Source organism: Pseudomonas sp. CBS (genome assembly GCF_024734645.1).
GTDB lineage: Bacteria > Pseudomonadota > Gammaproteobacteria > Pseudomonadales > Pseudomonadaceae > Aquipseudomonas.
This window is the reverse complement of sequence record NZ_CP102929.1, coordinates 5,312,501-5,332,099: the sequence shown is the minus strand read 5'-3', so window position 1 is coordinate 5,332,099 and position 19,599 is coordinate 5,312,501. Positions and strand designations below refer to the sequence as shown.

General features: G+C 59.8%; 16 protein-coding genes and 2 rRNA genes (1 of these 18 running past the window's edge). 8 read left to right on the top strand and 10 right to left on the bottom strand.

Features of this window, described 5'->3' with window-relative positions; translation table 11 throughout:
- Positions 1-114: 114 nt before the first annotated feature.
- A complete protein-coding gene (locus tag NVB75_RS24265) occupies positions 115-1,533 on the top strand; it encodes a short-chain fatty acid transporter (RefSeq protein WP_177026458.1) in 1,419 nt (472 codons plus the stop codon).
- Positions 1,534-1,556: 23 nt separating this feature from the next.
- Here the strand turns inward: NVB75_RS24265 and NVB75_RS24260 are convergent, their stop codons facing one another.
- Together NVB75_RS24260 and NVB75_RS24255 are read right to left on the bottom strand one after the other, a co-directional pair.
- A complete protein-coding gene (locus tag NVB75_RS24260; RefSeq protein ID WP_093201916.1) occupies positions 1,557-1,901 on the bottom strand; it encodes a DUF86 domain-containing protein in 345 nt (114 codons plus the stop codon).
- Positions 1,898-2,188 (bottom strand): nucleotidyltransferase family protein, encoded by a 291-nt coding sequence (locus NVB75_RS24255; protein WP_076014916.1) that lies wholly within the window; start codon positions 2,186-2,188, stop codon positions 1,898-1,900. Before NVB75_RS24255 ends, NVB75_RS24260 begins: the two co-directional genes overlap by 4 nt.
- A gap of 158 nt (positions 2,189-2,346) precedes the next feature.
- Between NVB75_RS24255 and acpA the strand changes: the two genes are divergently transcribed.
- The 3 genes from acpA (at position 2,347) to NVB75_RS24240 (ending at position 6,036) form a co-directional block, all read left to right on the top strand.
- Positions 2,347-4,047, top strand: coding sequence for an acid phosphatase (gene acpA, locus NVB75_RS24250; protein WP_258343655.1), 1,701 nt, complete (start codon positions 2,347-2,349; stop codon positions 4,045-4,047).
- Between the two features lie 122 nt (positions 4,048-4,169).
- Positions 4,170-5,339: a hypothetical protein gene (locus NVB75_RS24245; RefSeq protein ID WP_258343653.1), complete on the top strand. Its 1,170-nt coding sequence runs from the start codon at positions 4,170-4,172 to the stop codon at positions 5,337-5,339.
- Positions 5,340-5,511: 172 nt separating this feature from the next.
- A complete protein-coding gene (locus tag NVB75_RS24240) occupies positions 5,512-6,036 on the top strand; it encodes an SET domain-containing protein-lysine N-methyltransferase (protein ID WP_258343651.1) in 525 nt (174 codons plus the stop codon).
- Here the strand turns inward: NVB75_RS24240 and can are convergent.
- Entirely contained in the window at positions 6,033-6,677 is a 645-nt protein-coding gene (can, locus tag NVB75_RS24235; protein WP_003214385.1) for a carbonate dehydratase, read from the bottom strand. The two genes, NVB75_RS24240 and can, sit on opposite strands and share 4 nt — an antisense overlap.
- Before the next feature lie 151 nt (positions 6,678-6,828).
- Between can and NVB75_RS24230 the strand changes: the two genes are divergently transcribed.
- The gene (locus NVB75_RS24230; RefSeq protein ID WP_063033183.1) at positions 6,829-7,233 is read left to right on the top strand and encodes a hypothetical protein; all 405 of its coding nucleotides are present in this window, start codon (positions 6,829-6,831) and stop codon (positions 7,231-7,233) included.
- 135 nt (positions 7,234-7,368) lie between these two features.
- On the opposite strand, the gene rimI is transcribed toward NVB75_RS24230, so the two are convergent.
- Together rimI and NVB75_RS24220 are read right to left on the bottom strand one after the other, a co-directional pair.
- The gene (rimI, locus tag NVB75_RS24225; protein ID WP_003214382.1) at positions 7,369-7,821 is read right to left on the bottom strand and encodes a ribosomal protein S18-alanine N-acetyltransferase; all 453 of its coding nucleotides are present in this window, start codon (positions 7,819-7,821) and stop codon (positions 7,369-7,371) included.
- On the bottom strand, positions 7,814-8,551 hold the full coding sequence (locus NVB75_RS24220; protein WP_258348724.1) for an energy transducer TonB: 738 nt from the start codon (positions 8,549-8,551) through the stop codon (positions 7,814-7,816). The genes rimI and NVB75_RS24220 overlap by 8 nt, the downstream gene beginning before the upstream one ends.
- Positions 8,552-8,757: 206 nt before the next feature.
- On the opposite strand from NVB75_RS24220, the gene mksB reads away from it, so the two are divergent.
- Genes mksB through mksF form a run of 3 tightly spaced genes read left to right on the top strand, consistent with a single transcriptional unit; the run spans position 8,758 to position 13,584 of the window.
- The gene (mksB, locus tag NVB75_RS24215) at positions 8,758-10,050 is read left to right on the top strand and encodes an Mks condensin complex protein MksB (RefSeq protein WP_258343649.1); all 1,293 of its coding nucleotides are present in this window, start codon (positions 8,758-8,760) and stop codon (positions 10,048-10,050) included.
- Positions 10,040-10,747, top strand: a complete 708-nt coding sequence (gene mksE / locus NVB75_RS24210; RefSeq protein WP_093201930.1) for an Mks condensin complex protein MksE — start codon at positions 10,040-10,042, stop codon at positions 10,745-10,747. Before mksB ends, mksE begins: the two co-directional genes overlap by 11 nt.
- Positions 10,744-13,584, top strand: a complete 2,841-nt coding sequence (gene mksF / locus NVB75_RS24205; RefSeq protein WP_258343647.1) for an Mks condensin complex protein MksF — start codon at positions 10,744-10,746, stop codon at positions 13,582-13,584. Before mksE ends, mksF begins: the two co-directional genes overlap by 4 nt.
- Positions 13,585-13,754: 170 nt before the next feature.
- Here the strand turns inward: mksF and NVB75_RS24200 are convergent, their stop codons facing one another.
- The 5 genes from NVB75_RS24200 to NVB75_RS24180 all read right to left on the bottom strand — a co-directional run.
- Positions 13,755-16,058: a PqiB family protein gene (locus NVB75_RS24200; protein ID WP_258343646.1), complete on the bottom strand. Its 2,304-nt coding sequence runs from the start codon at positions 16,056-16,058 to the stop codon at positions 13,755-13,757.
- Positions 16,051-16,674, bottom strand: a complete 624-nt coding sequence (locus NVB75_RS24195; RefSeq protein ID WP_003214366.1) for a paraquat-inducible protein A — start codon at positions 16,672-16,674, stop codon at positions 16,051-16,053. The genes NVB75_RS24200 and NVB75_RS24195 overlap by 8 nt, the downstream gene beginning before the upstream one ends.
- A complete protein-coding gene (locus NVB75_RS24190) occupies positions 16,661-17,320 on the bottom strand; it encodes a paraquat-inducible protein A (protein WP_177022667.1) in 660 nt (219 codons plus the stop codon). Before NVB75_RS24190 ends, NVB75_RS24195 begins: the two co-directional genes overlap by 14 nt.
- A gap of 170 nt (positions 17,321-17,490) precedes the next feature.
- A 5S ribosomal RNA gene (rrf, locus tag NVB75_RS24185) occupies positions 17,491-17,606 on the bottom strand.
- Positions 17,607-17,759: 153 nt separating this feature from the next.
- Positions 17,760-19,599: ribosomal RNA gene (locus NVB75_RS24180) — 23S ribosomal RNA — on the bottom strand (it continues 1,054 nt past the right edge of the window).

Genomic DNA, 19,599 nt, shown 5'->3' with positions numbered 1-19,599 from the left:
TATTTGCTTTACTCATTGATCAATGAAGATAACTACATTCCCAAATGAATAGCCGTAGAGGAACATGCAGCAAAACTGCCGCCCCCATAATAAATACAAATAGAGGTACTGAACGTGGCCGATGCTATCGAAGACAGCCGCTACGCCCGATTCGCCCTGCGTTGTTCAAACTTCGCCGAGCGCTGGTTTCCGGACTCCTGGGTGTTTGCCGCCCTCGCCGTGATCATTGTCGCGGTGGCGACCCTGAGCATGGGCGCCGCGCCGACCGAGGCCGCCAAGGCCTTTGGTGACGGTTTCTGGAGCTTGATCCCGTTCACCATGCAAATGGCTTTTGTGGTGATTGGCGGGTACGTGGTCGCCAGCTCCCCACCCGCCGTGAAACTGATCGATCGCCTGGCGCGCATCCCGAAGAACGGCCGCTCTGCCGTGGCGTGGGTGGCGCTGATTTCGATGGTCGCCTCGTTGCTCAACTGGGGCCTGTCGTTGGTGTTCGGCGGTTTGCTGGTGCGTGCACTGGCCCGTCGTACGGATTTGCGCATGGACTATCGCGCGGCCGGTGCTGCGGCCTACCTCGGTCTCGGTGCCGTTTGGGCGCTGGGGCTGTCGTCATCGGCGGCGCAGTTGCAGGCCAACCCGGCCAGCTTGCCGCCGTCGATTCTGTCGATCACCGGGATGATTCCGTTCACCGAGACAATCTTTCTGTGGCAATCCGGCGTGCTGTTGCTGGCACTGATCGTGGTCTCGCTGATCATCGCCTACGCCACCGCGCCCGGGCCGAACTCCGCCCGTGACGCCAAGGCCTGCGGGGTCGACCCGGCCTTCAACCTGCCCAAGCCGCATCCACCAACCCGCCCGGGCGAATGGCTGGAACACAGCCCGTTGCTGACCATCCTGCTGGCGTTGCTGGCGGCCGGGTGGCTGTTCCATGAGTTTTCGACCAAGCCGGCGATCAGCGCGATCTCGGGGCTCAACACCTATAACTTCCTGTTCCTGATGGTGGGTGCGTTGCTGCACTGGCGCCCGCGCAGCTTCCTGGATGCGGTGGCCCGTGCGGTACCGACCACCACCGGGGTACTGATCCAGTTCCCGTTGTATGGCTCGATTGCGGCGTTGATGACCGTGGTCAAAGGCAGTGACGGCGCGACCCTGGCGCACCATATCTCGACCTTCTTCACCTCGATTGCGTCCCACGACACCTACGCGCTGTTGATGGGCGTGTACTCGGCGGTGCTGGGCTTCTTTATCCCGTCGGGCGGCGGCAAGTGGATCATCGAGGCGCCGTACGTGATGCAGGTCGCCAATGACCTGGAATATCACCTGGGCTGGGCGGTGCAGATCTACAACGCCGCCGAAGCGCTGCCGAACCTGATCAACCCGTTCTATATGCTGCCGCTGCTGGGCGTGCTGGGGCTGAAGGCGCGGGACTTGATCGGCTTTTCGTTTGTGCAGTTGCTGGTGCATACGCCGCTGGTGTTGTTTTTGCTGTGGGCGCTGGGCACGACGCTTAAATATTTGCCGCCGGTGATGCCTTAATTTTCCGAAGCTGCACCCGCTCTTCAGGCGGGTGCGGCTGGCAGGTTGCTCAGCAGCTCAGGTAGCGCGTGCTGGACCGTGTCCCATACCACTTCAAGATTTATATCGAAGTAACCATGGGCAATCCGGTTGCGCATCCCTCGCATACTGCGCCAAGGCACCTGCGGTTGGGCGGCTGCAAACTCTGGATGTTGATCCATTATTTTGGTCGACGCTTCGCCGATGATGATCAAACTCATGATCACGGCTTGCTGAGTACGCTTGTCTTCAAAAAACTCAGGCTTGCTCAAACCGTCGACAAAGGTAATCGCGTCAGATGATGCCTGGCGTATGTGCTCCAGGTAATCACCAATACGATTTGACGTCATACAGGCCTGGCCTCTGCCAAGACTTGGGCACGAAACTTCAATGGCAGGTCGCCAGGCGTCAGCAGGTCAACGTTGACCCCCAACAAATCCTCCAACTCAACCTGAAGCCCGCCAAGGTCAAAAAGCGTGGTACCCGGAAGTGCATCAACCAGCAAATCGAGATCGCTGCCCTCTTTGTCGGTACCGAGTAAAACAGAGCCGAATACCCTGGGATTGGAGGTGCGGAAGCGCCCGACCACTTCACGCACGGCCACTCTCTTGAGATCAAGGGCGGTTGAAGGTTTCATGATTCACCTCGAGGCATGCAATATCGTGCCAGTCTAGCAGTGCTTGGGATGGGTAAACATGCTGGCGTCATCCCACTCGTGTCTTCCATCCGTCACAATCCGCTGATACCGTTTCCGCGAAACATATTGCAACAACTATCCAGTAGGGATCCCCAGTAATGAGTGACGAGCACCAAGATCGCCCTTCTTCCGATAATGCTGAAAAGCCGCCAATAGACACTAGCCGTCGGCGTTTTCTGGGTGGTGCGGCGGTACTGGGGGTCGGAGCCACCCTGAGCGCCTGCGGCGGCACAGCTGAGCAGCCGGGCCCGCCGATCGACCGCGAACTGACTCCTGCAGAACTGGACAAGGCCCTGCACGACAACGTGAAAACCGTGGTGGTGATCTACGGCGAGAACCGCAGCTTCAACAATCTGTTTGCCGACTTCCCCGGCGTGGAGAGCCCGCTCTCCGCGCTCAAGCCCGCCGACTACCAGCAACACGACCGTGACGGCAGCCTGCTGGACACCTTGCCTGAGGTGTGGGGCGGCGTGACCCAGTTGGGCCCGCAGACCATCGACGGGGTGATCTACCCCAGCGCCACTCAATATCAGCAACACTTGCCCAATGCTCCCTTCGCGTTGAAAGGCCCGGACGGTGAAGACCTGCCGCTGGCCTTGATCACCCGTGACCTGTGGCACGTGTTCTATCAAAACCAGATGCAGATTAACGGCGGCAAGAACGACCGTTTCGTCGCCTGGGCCGACTCGGGCGCGCTGACCTTCGGCCATTACCCGCAAACCCGCTATTCCCTGCGCCTGTGGGACGTGGCCAGGGAATTTGTGCTGTGCGACAACTTCTTCCAGGGCGCCTTTGGCGGGTCGTACCTCAACCACCAGTACCTGATCAGCGCCCAGGTGCCGTTCTACCCGGACGCTGCCAATTCAGTGGCCAAGTCGCAGATCGCCACGTTGCAGAGCGACGACCCGACCGACACGCGCCTCAAGCCGCTGGACAAATCCCCCGCCAGCGCGATGACCGGCCCGCCGCAATTCGGTCCGAGCGCATTGACCCCGGATGGCTATGCGGTGAACACCATGGCGCCGCCCTACTGGCCCACCTGGATCCGCGACCCGGAACGCCCGGACTACGCCAAGCCGGACCTGCCCAGCGTATTGGTCCCACAGTCTCACGAGCATATCGGCGACAAGCTGTCGAAGAGAAACGTTGACTGGGCCTGGTACGGCGGCGCCTGGCAGGCGACGATTGATGAGCACAAGGATTCGGCAGCGATTCCGAAGATCCCGAGCTTTCAGTACCACCACCAGCCGTTCAACTACTTCAAGCAACAAGGCCCGGAAAACCCGACCGAGCGCAAGAAACGCCTGCGCGATGGCGGCCTGGGCGACGACCCGAGCACCAACCACTTCATGGCCGACGCCCAGGCCGGCACGCTGCCGGCGGTGAGTTTCTACAAGCCCCAGGGCAACCTGAACATGCACGCCGGTTACGCCGACGTGGCTTCGGGCGACCGGCATATCACCCGTACGTTGAAGATGCTGCAGGAAAGCCCGCAGTGGAAAAACATGGTGGTGATCATCACCGTCGACGAGAACGGCGGCTGGTGGGACCACGTGGCCCCGCCAAAAGGCGACCGCTGGGGCCCGGGCACGCGTATTCCGGCGCTGGTGATTTCACCGTTCGCGCGCAAGGGCACGGTGGATCACACGGTGTACGACACGGCGTCGATCCTGCGCCTGATCACCCGGGTGTTCCAGCTGGAGAAACTCGACGGCATCAAGCTGCGGGACGAATCGATGGTCGCACGCGGCCAGAAACCCATGGGTGACCTGACCAACGCGCTGCACTTCAAGGTGTAGACGCACTTGCTCAAAAGCGACAAGCGCGCAGTTTTTCTACGCGTTTTTCCCGGTCAACCGCTACTGTGTGAGGGTGGGCACTCACCCCGCGCAGACGGGCTTTCGCTGACAGGGAATCATCCATGTTTAAACTCTCCAGGTTGTCCTTCACCTTGGCCGCACTGACCTTGAGTGCGGTCGTACAGGCTGACATCACCGTACCGCTGGGTACCCCGCAACGGGTCACCCAGTTGTTCGCCTACCCGAACAATTGCAGCGTCATCTGCTTTCGTCCCTGGACGCTGGAGCAGACCGTCGAGCACTACCTGAACCAAAGCCTGCAACGTGACGGTTACAGCCGGGGCAAAGTCAGTGTAAAAACCGAGCATGACCAGGTGCTTGCCACCTTCAGCGGCGTGCCGGACGGTTATGGCCAGCCGCTGACCACCTTGCTCGACACCGCCGACCTGGCTTACCAGGGCGCCAGCAAACTCAATGGCGATGGCAAGTGGCAGTTCAACTGGTACCTGTTCCTGCCGCTGGGCATGGCCCTGGAAAACCGCAAGAGCATCGAGCTGCTGCACTTCCCGCCGGATTACTCCCTGACGCACTTCCAGGACTACCTGGAGTCAGCCACCACCGACCGCTGGGCGACCCTGCTCACGGCCAACGGCATCCCGGCAACCCAGACGCCGGAATACCAGACCATCATCGACATCGCCCCGATCGCCGCCCCCGCTACGGCGGGCAAGGACCTGGAAGGTGTGTACGGTTACTTCACCGACTACCAGGCCCGCATGGTCAAGGAGCTGAGCCTGCACGCGGGCGGCGCATTGCCGATGGTGGCTTTTGGGGCGCCAGTGCGCAGCTGGATCAAGCAGCAATACGGGCAAACCGTGGGGGTGTTGGGCTTGGCGCAGATCAGTCCGGCCGATGGCAGCAAAGTCGCCGTGCTGGGGGCCAACCATCCGAGCTACATCTGGTATGCCGCCAACCCCGACACCTATGACGGTGACGAGCAAAAGGCCGATGAGGCCGGTTTGAAGGTGATGGGCCAGGATCTGAGCGCCGCCTGCTGGCAGGCCTCGATGGGCCAGAAGCCCGCCAGCGATCCGAATGTGCAGCTCAAAGGCTGTATGAACACCTGGCAGGTGACCCGCAAGGAGCAGACCTGCGAACTGTTCTACACCTCGATCCGCGAACTGACGCCCGAACAAGCCAACACCAAGTGCGCCCAGCCCGCCATCAAGACTCAGCTACGGCAATTGAAAAGCGCAGTGCCGGCACCGGCGGTTGATGCACCGGCGCTTTGATGCTTGCTACCAGAGGGTCGTTTTCCTACATAAGAAATAGCCAATTTCTACTGTCAGATTTGACAGTAGAAATTGGTTCTTACTTCGGCGAGTCTTGAGCGGCGCCCATCCGCTGCAAGACTGGCAGTCCAGACACCACCGGCAGGTCGATGCAGCCCCATCCTGGAGAGCCATGAAAACTCAAGCCATGGATCAGGCTAAAACCGCTGCGAGTGACTGCCTTTACCCCTTCGCGACCGTGCTCACCGAACACGGCTACCCCCGCGCTTGCGACTATGAAGTGGTGCGTACCCGGGAGGGTTCAGGCGAAGGGATCAAGACGCGCGTCGCCTTCGATAGCCGCCTGCGCATCGCCAAGGTGTCCGGCTACGCGCTGAGTGAGCGGCGCCTGCATACGGTGCAGATGTCCTCGCGCATCCACTTGTACGACCCGTGGTTCAGCGGCTTGCTTTCGCACTCGTGCAACCCGAACGTATTTCTCGACATGACCTACCTGGAACTCTGGTCCGTTCAGCCGGTGCCCGCCGGCGCCCTGCTGACCATGGATTACGCCCACACCGAGGACGTGCTGTTCCGACAGTTTCGCTGCCAGTGTGGCGAGCTCAACTGTCGGGGCTGGATCACCGGCATGAAGGAGCCGTTGAATGCCGAAGGTCAACAGTTCATGGAGCAGTGGCGCAAACGCAAAAGCCCTTAGACCGCTCCCAGCGGACGCAGGCGGTATTGCGGCGGCAATTGCTCGAAGCCACTGATGGTGGTGTTCAGGCTTTTCCAGCGGCCATCCTTGATCCCGTAGATGCAGCCGTGAACCGACAGGCTCTGCCCACGGTGCCAGGCGTTTTGCACAATGCTGGTGTGCCCGACGTTGGCCACTTGCTGGATCACGTTCAGCTCGCACAGGCGGTCGACGCGTTCCTCTTCCGTGGGCAACTGGGCCAGCACGTCGCGGTTTTCGTAGTACAGGTCACGGATCGTGCGCAGCCAGCCGTCGATCAGGCCCAACTGGTTGTCCTGCATCGAGGCGCGTACACCGCCGCAGCCATAGTGGCCGGTGACCAGGATGTGTTTGACCTTGAGCACGTCAACCGCGTACTGGATCACCGACAGGCAATTGAGGTCGGTGTGCAGCACCACGTTAGCCACGTTGCGATGCACAAACAGGTCGCCCGGCAGCATGCCGACGATCTCGTTGGCCGGTACGCGGGCGTCGGAACAGCCGATCCACAGGTATTCCGGGGTTTGCTGGCGGGCGAGCTTGGCGAAGAATTCGGGATCTTCCTGTTTGATCGCATCCGCCCAGCGTTCGTTGTTATCAAGCAGGTCTTGTAGTTCGTTCATCAGGGAAAGCCTCAGGAATGATGCGCAGCTTTGACAGACGACCGCCCATCCGGGTCACGCCGAGAATAAAGATAGCCGGCTGGCAATTACTTGAATCTTGGGGAGCCATGCCTGTCCACACACTATAAGCCCCACAGTATGAGGAATCGCCATGACTGATTCACGACGTCCGTTCGGCGCCACCCAACCGGAGCCGATTGATGATAACGAAGACCGCATGGGCTCCATGCGGGAACTGGATTTTGACGAGGAAGAACCGACGGCGGAGATCGGCGACGAGATTCCACCTCGCGAACGCGAGCATCTGATGCCCGACGAACGGGTACGCGAGGCCGGGATGACCGGGGCTTCCACCGCTGATCATGAATCAACCGATGATGACATGAGCCCGGAAACCCTGATCCGCGAGGATGGTGCGCGGGATGCGCGGGAAGAAGGTGAAGATGGACAGGCCGATTGGGACCTGAGCATCGTCGACGAAGACGAAATTGGCGGCGGCAATGGCCTGGATGAAGCCGAACTGGCCGATATCGATCCAGTAGACGGCAACCGCTGACACGCTGCCGAACTAGATGTGGGAGCGGGCTTGCTCGCGAAGGCGGTGCGTCAGTCATTACATCTGGCGACTGGACCACCGTATTCGCGAGCAAGCCCGCTCCCACCAAGCCCGCTCCCACATTGGGCCCTGTGTTTAGTCGACCAGGGTGCAGGCCATCACGACCGCATCTTCGCGACCACCGACGGCGGGGTAATAATCCCGCCGGCGGCCAATTTCGTTGAAACCGTAACGCTCATACAGCCGGAACGCGCCGGTGTTGCTGTCGCGCACTTCCAAGAAACATTCCCGCGCTTTGGCCTCGTAGGCCCGGGACATCAGGTGCTCCAGCAGGCTTAAACCCAGGCCACGGCCCTGGTTTTCCGGCTTGACGGTGATGTTCAGCAAATGCGCTTCATCGAGGATGATCTGCACCACCCCGTGGCCCACCTGCTGCTCACCTTCGAACATCAGCCAGATCTGGTACTTGCCCAGCCCATCGAGAAAAATCCCGCGGGTCCAGGGGTGGCTGAACGCTGCGTATTCGATCTTCAGTACAGCGTCGAGGTCCGCCTCGGTCATCGGGCGGAAAGATAAAGCTTCACTCATCGGTACTTTTCCAGCGCGCCATCAGCCGGCGCATGGCTTGCCAGACATCAGCCTTACGCTGTGGCTCTTCCATTAATAGTTCCAGGCCCGGCAGGGCCCAGACAGAGCCCAGGCCTTCGACCTGCAGTTCGCGGTACCAGGCCTCGGCGTTGGCTTCGCCGGCAAAACGCACGGCGGGCAAGCCGATCAGCCACAGGCACACGCAGGGTTCGTCTTCCAGGCGCGCCGAGACAAAACCTTGCACAAAATCCCGCGCGGCTTCCGGCCCCTGGTCCATGGTGCCCCGGGCCAGCAGCGGCCAGCGCACCGGCTCGCCGACGATCTGCGGACTGTCGGGCAGACCGGCGGCACGCAACATGTCCTTGAGCAGCAGATAGGCCGGGTCGCGGGTCTGGAAGCGCTCGCCTGTCGGCAACTCCACCAGCAACAGGCATCGCCCGGCCCGCAGCAGTTGCAGGGCAAAGCGCGGCGGCGGCACGACCGGAGCCTTGACCACGGCAGGTGCCTCCTCGGCGACGACCGGCTTGGCCACCGGCGACGGGCGCGGCACTTCGACCTTTGGCCGGACCACCGGGGTTTCTGCCACGGGCTTGACCAGCGGCACCGGCGCAGCCGCCTCCTCACCCGAAGGCCCGAAAGCCTCGAACGGTTCCGAGGCCTCCAGCAGCTCGGGCCGCGAAGGGGCGGCGAACGGTAATTCAGTGCGCGGCAGCCAGTTGACCACCTGCATGGCGGTCAAGTAAGCGCGACGTCGGGACTCGATAAGCAAAGGTCGGCCACTTGTGGATAACTAAAGAACGGGGATTCTACCGCCCTTCGACGAAGATCGCCCGCAGTTGATCGCTCCGGTGAGCGCCTCACGACCGGCTGTGGATAAATCCCACCCCCGATGCAGTACAATCGCCGCTTTTAATCGCTAACCAGCCGGCCATTCCGATGATCGAACCCAAGCGCGTCTTGCGCGCCCTCGCCGAACACTGGGCCCTGCTTGAGCCACTGTGCGAACACTTCGACCAAGGCACCCTGAGCCTCAGCGAACTGCGCGCCCAACTGGCTGCCCAACAACTGGACAGCACGCCACAGGACATCACCAGCCTGCTGGATGTGTGGATTCGCCTGGATATCCTGGTGCCTGTCGCCAAGAGCCCGAACCGTTTCGAGCTCAATGCGCAGATCCACGACTTCCTGGCGTATCTTCGCAAGGAGCACCGGCTAGGCCTGTGCCTGGAGATCGAAGCCTACCTGCGCCACCTTGAGCGCCTGGCGGGCTATATCCAGGACGCCTTCGACATCCGTGACGGCCATGACCTGGCGCGCCAATTGCGCCTGCTGGACATGCGCGTGCGCGACGTGCTGAAAAAACTCGCCAACGACGAACAGGCCCTCGCGGCCGTGGCCGACCGCGCCAAGACCAGCGACCGGCAGATCCCGTTGCGTCAGCGTTACGCCGAAGTACTGGCGACCTGGGACGAATACGTCGAACCGATGATTCAGTTGGTCAACGCCGACGGCGCCTTCGAACAAGGCGTGCGCAAGGTCGAGAACGTGCTGTTGCGCATGCTTACCGAACAGCAGCGCCTCGGCCACCTGGTGGACGACGACATGCTGCTGCGCACCCACGCGCGCATCCTCGAAATGCAGACCAGCGCCCAGCTGACCTTGCGTCACGCCCGGGAACTGCTGCTGCCGCTGCGGGAAGAAGCGCGCCGGCACAACGCCGTGACCCGTGGAGCCGCGCTGGCCTTGTCGGCGATTCGCCGCAAGGGCCTGGACGCGGTGCCGCAAGCAGCGATGCCGATGTTCACCCGGCCGCAAAGCACCTTTCTTGGCAGTGCGAGCCAGGTTGAAGCCTATGTGTACGCCCTGGCCAACTTCGAACCGAAGCCGGCGCGTTTCCCCAAGGCGCACAAATCCCACAAGGGCGAAGCCCCTCGCGCGCCGCGCACGGTCAAGGAGATGCTCGAGCGCTGCGAAGACGCGCTGCCGATGCCCGACCTGATGACCTGGCTGCTGGAGCAGGAGCCGGACGGCGCAACCGACGAGTTGCTGTACTGGTTCTCACGCCTGTCGCGGGAGAAACGCTTCAAGCGCGAACGTCTGGAACGACGGGATTACCACACTCACGAGCACCAGGTCAGCCTGCGCTCATTCGCCCTGCTCCCGGCCACGCCTGACTCTGCCGAGAATTCTGCGAGCATTGCTTATGTAAGGACTTCGCATGCATCTTGATCTATCCGAACTGTCCCAGCTGGCGCCGATCTTTCGCGAGCTGTTCAAGGGTTACCACGTCAGCCGCCGCGACCCGGAGCTGTACGCCCAACTGTCGAACTTCCAGGACCAGTACCGCACGCTGTTCAAGGCCCTGGGCTTTGAGTTGGTGTGCGACACCCGAGGTTTCTACTACTTCGTACCGGACTCGGCCGTGGCCGCCGCGCAGGTCAACAAGACCGCCCAGCGCCTGGCGTTGTTCACCTTCATCATCGTCGAGCACCTGGCCGACCAGGGCCGCGACCCGATCGCCGTGCTTGACGGTGGGAGCCTGGGCCGCGATGAGTTGCCGTCGTTGCTGGAAAAGTACCGCGACCTGTTTATCCAGGCCGAAGTGCAGACCGTCGAGGAACTGGAAGAAAAAATCATGCGCCGCATGACCCAGCTGGGTTTTGCCGGTGAAGAGAACGGCATCTACCGCTTCCTGCCGCCGATGCACCGCTTCCTCGATGTGTGCCTCTCGGTCCAGCAGGACCGCGACCTCGCCGCGAGCATCCACAGCGTGTTGCCGTTGCCGGCCCCGGTGATCATCGACGAAGACAGCGATGAAAAACTGCTGAAGACCGATGACCCGCTGGACTTGAGTGACTTTGCGGACGAAAGCGAAGAAGACGCCCTGGCCCGTGCCATTGCCGAAGAACAGGAGACCGACGCATGAGCAAGGAACGCTACGGCATTCGCCGCTTCGCCCTTTTGAACACCGCCGGTTACAGCCTGGGTTTGTTCCCGCTGGAAGAGCCGTTGTCGGTGTATGGCGCGAACAACCTCGGCAAATCGGCTTCGATCAACGCCTTGCAGTTCCCGATTCTGGCACGCATGTCGGACATGAGTTTCGGCAAGTACACCCTGGAACAATCCCGGCGTTTCTACTTTGCTACCGACACCAGCTATATCCTGGTGGAAGTGGCCCTGCCCCACGGCCCGCACGTGATCGGCGTGGTCGGTCGCGGCCCGGGCGGTGGTTTCGGTCACCAGTTCTTCGCCTACGCCGGCAAACTGGATTTGGCGCACTACCAGAAGAACGACACCTGCCTGCGCCAGAAAGAGCTGTTCACCAACCTTGAGCGTGAAGGCCTGAAAGCCTACGAACTGAAGCCGGATGAACTGCGACGTTTGCTGGTGGGCGGCCACACGTCGATCCCGCTGGACCTGACCCTGATTCCGCTGCGCTCCACCAGCGAGCAAAGCCTGAAGACCTTCCGTGCGTTGTTTATCAACTTGCTGCACATGCGGGAAATTACCGCAGCCAAGTTGAAGCAACTGTTCCTGGATGCGTTCGAACACAGCCTGCGTTCCGGCAGTGTCGATTACATCGCCGCGTGTGAAGAAGCCTTCCGTGATGTACGACGCATGGAGCAGGACTACAACTCATTGGTAGCCGCCGGGCCGCTGGTGGAAGCGCTGTCCAATGGCGTGAAACAGCGGGAAATTCTGCGGGGCAAACTACATCGCCTGTCGCCGCTGCTGGATTCGTTACTGGGCACCTGGTCGGACTACGCCAGTGCGCGCAAGGAAGAGCTGACGATTCAGGCCGAGCATTACCGCAACGAGCAAGACGCACTGCAAAACGACCAGCGCGGCGGCACTCAGGAGCTGATGCGCCTGGAGCGGGAAATCAGCGGCATCCAGCGCTGGCTCGGTGAGCTGTCGGTGCTCAAGCATCGCTTCGCCCTGGTGGATGACGTCAAGGTGCTGGAGCAGCAGTTGCTGGCCGCCAAGGATGCTCACGATGAATTGGCCGGTGCCTTGGCGCAGTCACGCCAGTTCAGTGCCGAGGATCTGGACGAGCGTCTGCGGGACCTGGAAAAACGCCTGAAGTCGGTGAAACAGCAACTCGATCACGCCGACAACAACAGCTACGCCAAGCTGCGGGAAGAATTCTCGCAGCAGGATGTCGAGCGTCTGATGCGCTTATTCAACAGTTCGCTGTTCAGCTTGCCGCTGGGTGAGCATGGCATCACCCTGGATGAAGACGGCCTGTGGGTGAAATCCCTGGAGCAGATCCTCGATGGCTTCAAGGGTGAGCGTTTTGAAGTGCCGGGGTTGGCCATCGATATCTCGCATATCGAGCCGCCGGCATTGCAGGCATTGGCTGACCGCGCTGCGTTGCGCGACCAGAAAGAACGCCTGGAAAAAGAACTCAAGCAACTGAAAACCCAGCAAGCCGTGGCGTCTGACCGCGCGGCGAGCAAGACTCAGACTGAAGCGCTGTACCAACAGGTATTGGACGCACAGAAGGCGCTGGAAGATTTCCGCCGCTCGCAAACCCTGAGCGCAGAAGAAGGCGAGAAGCTGGAAAGCCTGGCGCAGATGGAGGCGGCCCAGGACGAATTGAAACGTTCCAGCGATGCGTTTACCGAACGCGTCCAGCAACTGTCGGCCAAGCTGCAACTGGTCGGCCGCCAGATTGGTGATATGGAAGCCAAGCAGCGCACGCTGGATGACGCGTTGCGTCGTCGCCAGTTGCTGCCGGCGGACTTGCCGTTTGGTACGCCGTTCATGGACCCGGTCGACGACTCCATGGAAAACCTGCTGCCGCTGCTCAATGACTATCAGGACAGCTGGCAGGGCTTGCTGCGCGCTGACGGCCAGATCGACGCGCTGTATGCACAGGTGCGCCTCAAGGGCGTGGCCAAGTTCGACAGTGAAGACGATATGGAGCGCCGCCTGCACCTGCTGATCAACGCTTACGCGCACCGTACCGATGAAGCCCTGACGCTGGGTAAGGCGCGGCGTGCGGCGGTCACCGATATCGCGCGCACCTTGCGCAATATCCGCAGCGACTACGACAGCCTTGAGCATCAGTTGGCGTTGTTCAACCGTGAGATCAACAAGCGCCAGGTGTCCAACCTGCAGAGCTTCCGCATCGTGCTCGCGCCGAACAAGGAAGCCCTGAAGCATATCGACCAGATCATCCACAGTGCCGGTCAGTATGAAGAGGGTGAAACCCTGTCGGTCTTCGACCTGAGCCAGAGCGCCGAGCAGGACAACAAGAACGAGGAAGCCAAGGAATACCTGGCGCGCCTGGTTGCGGCCAACCATAACCAGTTGGGCCTCAAGGACTTGTTCGAATTGGCGTTCGAGATCACCAAGGTCAACGGCCAGCCGATCATTCACACCGACATTGATGGCGCCGCCTCTAACGGCACCACCATGACCATCAAGGCGCTGACCAACATGTACTTGTTGCTGCACTTGATGGATCGCGACCAGGCCGGGCGCGTGCGCTTGCCGTACTACCTCGACGAGGCTGCGGATATCGATGAGAAGAACCAGGCGGCGTTGCTGGAAACCAGCTTGCAGCTGGGCTTCGTGCCGATTCTGGCCAGTGTGAAGCCGCAGGTCTCCGCCCAGGTGGCGATTGACCTGGAAGGCGGCAGCGGACCGAACGGGATCTACATTGATGAGGCGGACTGGAAATACATCCGTCGTCACGATGTGGTGAAGGCGACGGTGAATGTGCAGGCGGATGAGCCGGAGTTGGATGAGGTTTAATCAGCCGCGCTGAAATGCAAAAAGGCCGCGATCTTCTGGATCGCGGCCTTTTTTCTGGTGTTTTTGAGGACCTCTTCGCGAGCACGCCCGCTCCCACATTCAATCGGGTTCCTTCAGGGGAACTGGGTCAAATGTGGGAGCGGGCTTGCTCGCGAAGGCCGCGCCTCGGCCTATTTGCCGAGTGGGATTTTAGGCGCCCAGGTCAGCCATTCATCTTCAAACTTGTCGAACAGCGGGAAGGTCTGCTGGGGCCGTGCAGCGTTGCCCATGCGCTCGCCGTCCGGCGTGGCAAAGGCGATGCCGCCGGCGACCAGGGTTTCCAGGGATTCGGTGCGTACCGTCGCGCCCTTGAACAGGCCGAAGTCGAGACCAAAACCGCTGGTGTTCCAGAACCGGCTGCCACTGCGCACCAGAGGCGCGTACTTCGGCTCGATCAGGATGTGGACCAGCACGCGGTCGGCGGTCTGGCCCAGCTCGTAGCCGGTAACTTTGCCTACGGTGACTTCGCGGTAAGTGACCGGAACGCCTTCCTTCAACGAGCCACGTCGTGCGGCGCTGAGTACCAGGCTCAGGCCCTCCTCCTGGTGAACGGCTTCTGGCGGCTTGTCCAACGCGACGAAACTCTTCTGTGGGCCGTTGCTTTTGGTCGCCGGCTGTACTTCGATGTACTGGCCGGTCACCAGGGTTTCCAGGTTCGACGTTTTCATCAGCCCGAGTTCAGGCTTGACCACCCAGAACTGACTGCCGGCCCGGGCGATGCGATCGGCCACTTGGGTGATGCGCGCGCTGAGCAGGACCGATTGCATGTCGGCACTCAAGTCGACGCTTTCGATCTTGCCTACATCCAGGCCTTTGAAGCGTACCGGCGTACCTGGGCGCAGGCCGTCGGCGCGGTCGACCTTGATGGTCACCAGCGTACCGTGCTGGTTGGCGGCTTCGCGGTCCGGGAACAGACGGAAACGCGGGATGCGCTTTTTCAGCGGTACATTTGGCTCCGGGGTTTCGAAGGCGATACCGCCCGCCATCAGGCTGGCCAGGGATTCACTCTTCACCTGGATGCCGCCGGTAAGTCCGCCAGTCAGGGTCACGCCGCTGGCATTCCAGAATCGGGTCGAGCCGTTGACCAGGCCTTCGTACTCTTTCTCGATATGGACGCCGATCACCAATTGCTTGTTCTTGCGGGAGAACTGGTAGCTCTGTACGGAACCGACCTTGACCTGTTTGTAGAGGATCGGGCTGCCGACGTCCAGGGAACCGAGGTTGTCGGTGAACAACACCATGTGCAGGCCAGGGGAACGCAGGTCCAGTGGCGGCGCCTTGGCCCGGGCGACGTACTCCCGTTGTGGCGCGCTGCCCTTGTCGCCGGGACGGATCGCGATGTAGTTACCTTTGACCAACGCTTCCAGCCCGGTGATGCCGGCCAGGGAGATGGAGGGTTTGACCACCCAGAATTGGGTGTCCTGAACGAGGTAGTCTTCGGCCAGTGGGTCGAGGGTTAGTTCGGCATTGGCACTGGAAAGATCCGGGTCGATCTTCAGGGTCTTCAAGCTACCGACCTGGATGCCTTTGTACATCACCGGCGTGCGACCCGCCTGGAGACCTTCGAAGTCGGTGAGTTTGACTTTGACCTTGATGCCCGCAGCGGCTGCATCAAAGTCTTCGTACAGGCGGAACGGTAGGCTAGGGTCCGTCGGCGGGCTGTCCTTGCGGTTCTCCGGCGTGGCGAAGGCGATACCGCCGGCAACGATGCTGGCCAGGGATTCACTGCGCACTTTTACGCCGGAGAGGTTGGCGTCGATGCTGATGCCGCTGGCGTTCCAGAAACGCGTGTGTTTGCGCACCAGGCTGGCGTAGGTCGGCTCGATGTAGACCTTGATTTCAACGGTGGTCTGGTCTTCGGAGAGCAGGTAGCTTTTGACCTGGCCGACCTGGATTTGCTTATAGAACACCGGGCTGCCGCGGTTCAGCGAGCCGAGGCGATCAGCTTTGATCGTCAGGTGCAGGCCGGGCTTGGCGTCGGATAAGGGCGGTTCTTCGGACAGGGCCTTGAACTTGCGCGTCGGCTCGCCATCGCCCGGGCTGGCGGCGATGTAGTTACCCGAGACCAGGGTTTCCAGCCCAGTGATCCCGGCCAGGCTGACACTCGGCTTTACCAGCCAGAAGCGGGTGTTGGTCTTGAGGTATTGCTCCACATCCTTGTTCATCTCGATGGTAGCAATCACCCCACGATTGTTACCTTCGTCATCCAGGGCCAGGGTTTTGACCTTACCCACGGACATGCCTTTGTAGACCACTTCGGTCTTGTTGGCCTGGATGCCTTCGCCGCTTTCAAAGCGTACCTGAATCTCGATACCTTGCTGGTTGTATGCACGCCATCCCAACCAGCCACCGATGATCAGGGCAATCAGGGGCAGCACCCAAATGGCCGACCAGTTGGAAGCTGGGCGGGTTTTAGCCTTAGGCAAATCACTCATGGTCGTCGTCCGACTCCGTGTTATCCCAAATCAGTCGGGGATCGAAAGTTACTGCGGCAAGCATCGTCAAGATCACCACACTGGCGAACGCCACGGCACCGAGATTGGCCTCGACACTGGCAAGTCGCCCAAAGTTTACGACCGCCACCAGGATGGCAATCACGAAGATATCCAGCATGGACCAACGGCCAATGAACTCGATAAAGCGGTACATGATAATGCGTTGTTGCGCGGAAAGTGGTTGGTGACGTTGCACCGAGAACAGTAACAAGCCGATGCCCACCAGCTTGAAGGTGGGCACCAGAATGCTGGCGATGAACACTACAGCGGCGATCGGGAACATGCCGTGCTGCATCAACTGGATCACGCCGGACATGATGGTGCTCGGATCGCCTTGGCCCAGGGAGCTGACGGTCATGATCGGCAACAAATTGGCCGGGATGTACAAGATGGCTGCCGTGATCAGCAGCGCCCAGGTGCGCGTCAGGCTGTTCGGACGACGGGCGTGGACCAGCGCGCCGCAACGGGTGCAGGTTTGCTCGTCGGTGTCCGGGTCTTGTTTGTTCAGTTCGTGGCATTCGGTACAGATCAGAATGCCCGCATCAATCGCCCGCATGAGCATCCTCTCCTGACAGCGCTTCCCAGATCTGGTGAGGTGACATGACCACCTCCAGCAGTATCTGGACCATTAACAGACTTACGAAGCAGGCCAGGCCCAGCCCAACGGTGATGGTGGCCATGTCGGCCAGTTTTACGATCGCCACCAGCACGCCCATCAGGTAGACCTCGAGCATCCCCCAGTCTTTCAGATGATGGTAGATGCGATAAAACAGCAGACCGTAGCTGCGGCCGATGTTCCAGCGGATGCTCAGCAATACCGCCAGTTGGCACAGGAGCTTGAGCAATGGAATGCCCATGCTGCAGAGGAACACCACCACGGCGACGCCTTGCATACCAGTGTCGAACAGACCGACCACGCCGGTCCACACGGTGTCCTGCGAGGACTGCCCGAGTAGATTGAGCTGCATGATGGGTAAAAAGTTCGCGGGGACGTACAACAGCAGCGCGGCAATCACTAACGCCAGGCTTCGTTCAACGACGTTGTGGCGGTGAGCGTACAGCTCGTAGCCGCAGCGTGGGCATTGGGCCTTTTCACCGCGGGCAAGCTCCGGCTTGCGCATCAACAAGTCGCACTCATGGCATGCCACGAGTTCGTCCAGCGGTAAGTCTGACGCCTCAAGGGCATCAACCGGGTCGGGCATATAGGGCTCGGACTCTAAAAAAGGTTAGGTGCCTATTCTAGTGTTCTGGTTCAGAAATAACTGTGCAAATTTGTCGGGGTGCCGTTGTATATCGAGCATGTCGGTATAGTTTCCGACCGCCCAAAACAAAACCCCTGATTGCGTTAGCAATCAGGGGTTCTGGAATTTAATCTTGACGATGACCTACTCTCACATGGGGAAACCCCACACTACCATCGGCGATGCATCGTTTCACTGCTGAGTTCGGGATGGGATCAGGTGGTTCCAATGCTCTATGGTCGTCAAGAAATTCGGGTACTGAGTCGTGGCCAGATGGCCTCGCTTCAGCAAATTGGGTATGTGATAGCTTCGGTGTTTTGTGAGTATCTCGAACTTTCGGTTCGTTTCGTCTTCACACACCGCAATCTGGTCTCTTCGACGCAAATTGCTTGGGTGTTATATGGTCAAGCCTCACGGGCAATTAGTATTGGTTAGCTCAACGCCTCACAGCGCTTACACACCCAACCTATCAACGTCGTAGTCTTCGACGGCCCTTCAGGGAACTCAAGGTTCCAGTGAGATCTCATCTTGAGGCTAGTTTCCCGCTTAGATGCTTTCAGCGGTTATCTATTCCGAACATAGCTACCCGGCAATGCCACTGGCGTGACAACCGGAACACCAGAGGTTCGTCCACTCCGGTCCTCTCGTACTAGGAGCAGCCCCTCTCAAATCTCAAACGTCCACGGCAGATAGGGACCGAACTGTCTCACGACGTTCTAAACCCAGCTCGCGTACCACTTTAAATGGCGAACAGCCATACCCTTGGGACCGGCTTCAGCCCCAGGATGTGATGAGCCGACATCGAGGTGCCAAACACCGCCGTCGATATGAACTCTTGGGCGGTATCAGCCTGTTATCCCCGGAGTACCTTTTATCCGTTGAGCGATGGCCCTTCCATACAGAACCACCGGATCACTAAGACCTACTTTCGTACCTGCTCGACGTGTCTGTCTCGCAGTCAAGCGCGCTTTTGCCTTTATACTCTACGACCGATTTCCGACCGGTCTGAGCGCACCTTCGTACTCCTCCGTTACTCTTTAGGAGGAGACCGCCCCAGTCAAACTACCCACCATACACTGTCCTCGATCCGGATAACGGACCTGAGTTAGAACCTCAAAGTTGCCAGGGTGGTATTTCAAGGTTGGCTCCACGCGAACTGGCGTCCACGCTTCAAAGCCTCCCACCTATCCTACACAAGCAAATTCAAAGTCCAGTGCAAAGCTATAGTAAAGGTTCACGGGGTCTTTCCGTCTAGCCGCGGATACACTGCATCTTCACAGCGATTTCAATTTCACTGAGTCTCGGGTGGAGACAGCGCCGCCATCGTTACGCCATTCGTGCAGGTCGGAACTTACCCGACAAGGAATTTCGCTACCTTAGGACCGTTATAGTTACGGCCGCCGTTTACCGGGGCTTCGATCAAGAGCTTCGCGTTAGCTAACCCCATCAATTAACCTTCCGGCACCGGGCAGGCGTCACACCCTATACGTCCACTTTCGTGTTTGCAGAGTGCTGTGTTTTTAATAAACAGTCGCAGCGGCCTGGTATCTTCGACCGGCATGAGCTTACGGAGCAAGTCCTTCACCCTCACCGGCGCACCTTCTCCCGAAGTTACGGTGCCATTTTGCCTAGTTCCTTCACCCGAGTTCTCTCAAGCGCCTTGGTATTCTCTACCCAACCACCTGTGTCGGTTTGGGGTACGGTTCCTGGTTACCTGAAGCTTAGAAGCTTTTCTTGGAAGCATGGCATCAACCACTTCGTCATCTAAAAGATAACTCGTCATCAGCTCTCGGCCTTAGAATCCCGGATTTACCTAAGATTCCAGCCTACCACCTTAAACTTGGACAACCAACGCCAAGCTGGCCTAGCCTTCTCCGTCCCTCCATCGCAATAACCAGAAGTACAGGAATATTAACCTGTTTTCCATCGACTACGCTTTTCAGCCTCGCCTTAGGGACCGACTAACCCTGCGTCGATTAACGTTGCGCAGGAAACCTTGGTCTTTCGGCGTGGGTGTTTTTCACACCCATTATCGTTACTCATGTCAGCATTCGCACTTCTGATACCTCCAGCAAGCTTCTCAACTCACCTTCACAGGCTTACAGAACGCTCCTCTACCGCATCACCCGAAGGTGATACCCGTAGCTTCGGTGTATGGTTTGAGCCCCGTTACATCTTCCGCGCAGGCCGACTCGACTAGTGAGCTATTACGCTTTCTTTAAAGGGTGGCTGCTTCTAAG

Coding starts and splice junctions, on each gene's coding strand:
- NVB75_RS24260 (WP_093201916.1), bottom strand. CDS start 1,901: ATGACGTCAAATCGTATTGGTGATTACCTGGAGCACATACGCCAGGCA.
- NVB75_RS24255 (WP_076014916.1), bottom strand. CDS start 2,188: ATGAAACCTTCAACCGCCCTTGATCTCAAGAGAGTGGCCGTGCGTGAA.
- acpA (WP_258343655.1), top strand. CDS start 2,347: ATGAGTGACGAGCACCAAGATCGCCCTTCTTCCGATAATGCTGAAAAG.
- NVB75_RS24245 (WP_258343653.1), top strand. CDS start 4,170: ATGTTTAAACTCTCCAGGTTGTCCTTCACCTTGGCCGCACTGACCTTG.
- NVB75_RS24240 (WP_258343651.1), top strand. CDS start 5,512: ATGAAAACTCAAGCCATGGATCAGGCTAAAACCGCTGCGAGTGACTGC.
- can (WP_003214385.1), bottom strand. CDS start 6,677: ATGAACGAACTACAAGACCTGCTTGATAACAACGAACGCTGGGCGGAT.
- NVB75_RS24230 (WP_063033183.1), top strand. CDS start 6,829: ATGACTGATTCACGACGTCCGTTCGGCGCCACCCAACCGGAGCCGATT.
- rimI (WP_003214382.1), bottom strand. CDS start 7,821: ATGAGTGAAGCTTTATCTTTCCGCCCGATGACCGAGGCGGACCTCGAC.
- NVB75_RS24220 (WP_258348724.1), bottom strand. CDS start 8,551: ATGCAGGTGGTCAACTGGCTGCCGCGCACTGAATTACCGTTCGCCGCC.
- mksB (WP_258343649.1), top strand. CDS start 8,758: ATGATCGAACCCAAGCGCGTCTTGCGCGCCCTCGCCGAACACTGGGCC.
- mksE (WP_093201930.1), top strand. CDS start 10,040: ATGCATCTTGATCTATCCGAACTGTCCCAGCTGGCGCCGATCTTTCGC.
- mksF (WP_258343647.1), top strand. CDS start 10,744: ATGAGCAAGGAACGCTACGGCATTCGCCGCTTCGCCCTTTTGAACACC.
- NVB75_RS24200 (WP_258343646.1), bottom strand. CDS start 16,058: ATGAGTGATTTGCCTAAGGCTAAAACCCGCCCAGCTTCCAACTGGTCG.
- NVB75_RS24195 (WP_003214366.1), bottom strand. CDS start 16,674: ATGCGGGCGATTGATGCGGGCATTCTGATCTGTACCGAATGCCACGAA.
- NVB75_RS24190 (WP_177022667.1), bottom strand. CDS start 17,320: ATGCCCGACCCGGTTGATGCCCTTGAGGCGTCAGACTTACCGCTGGAC.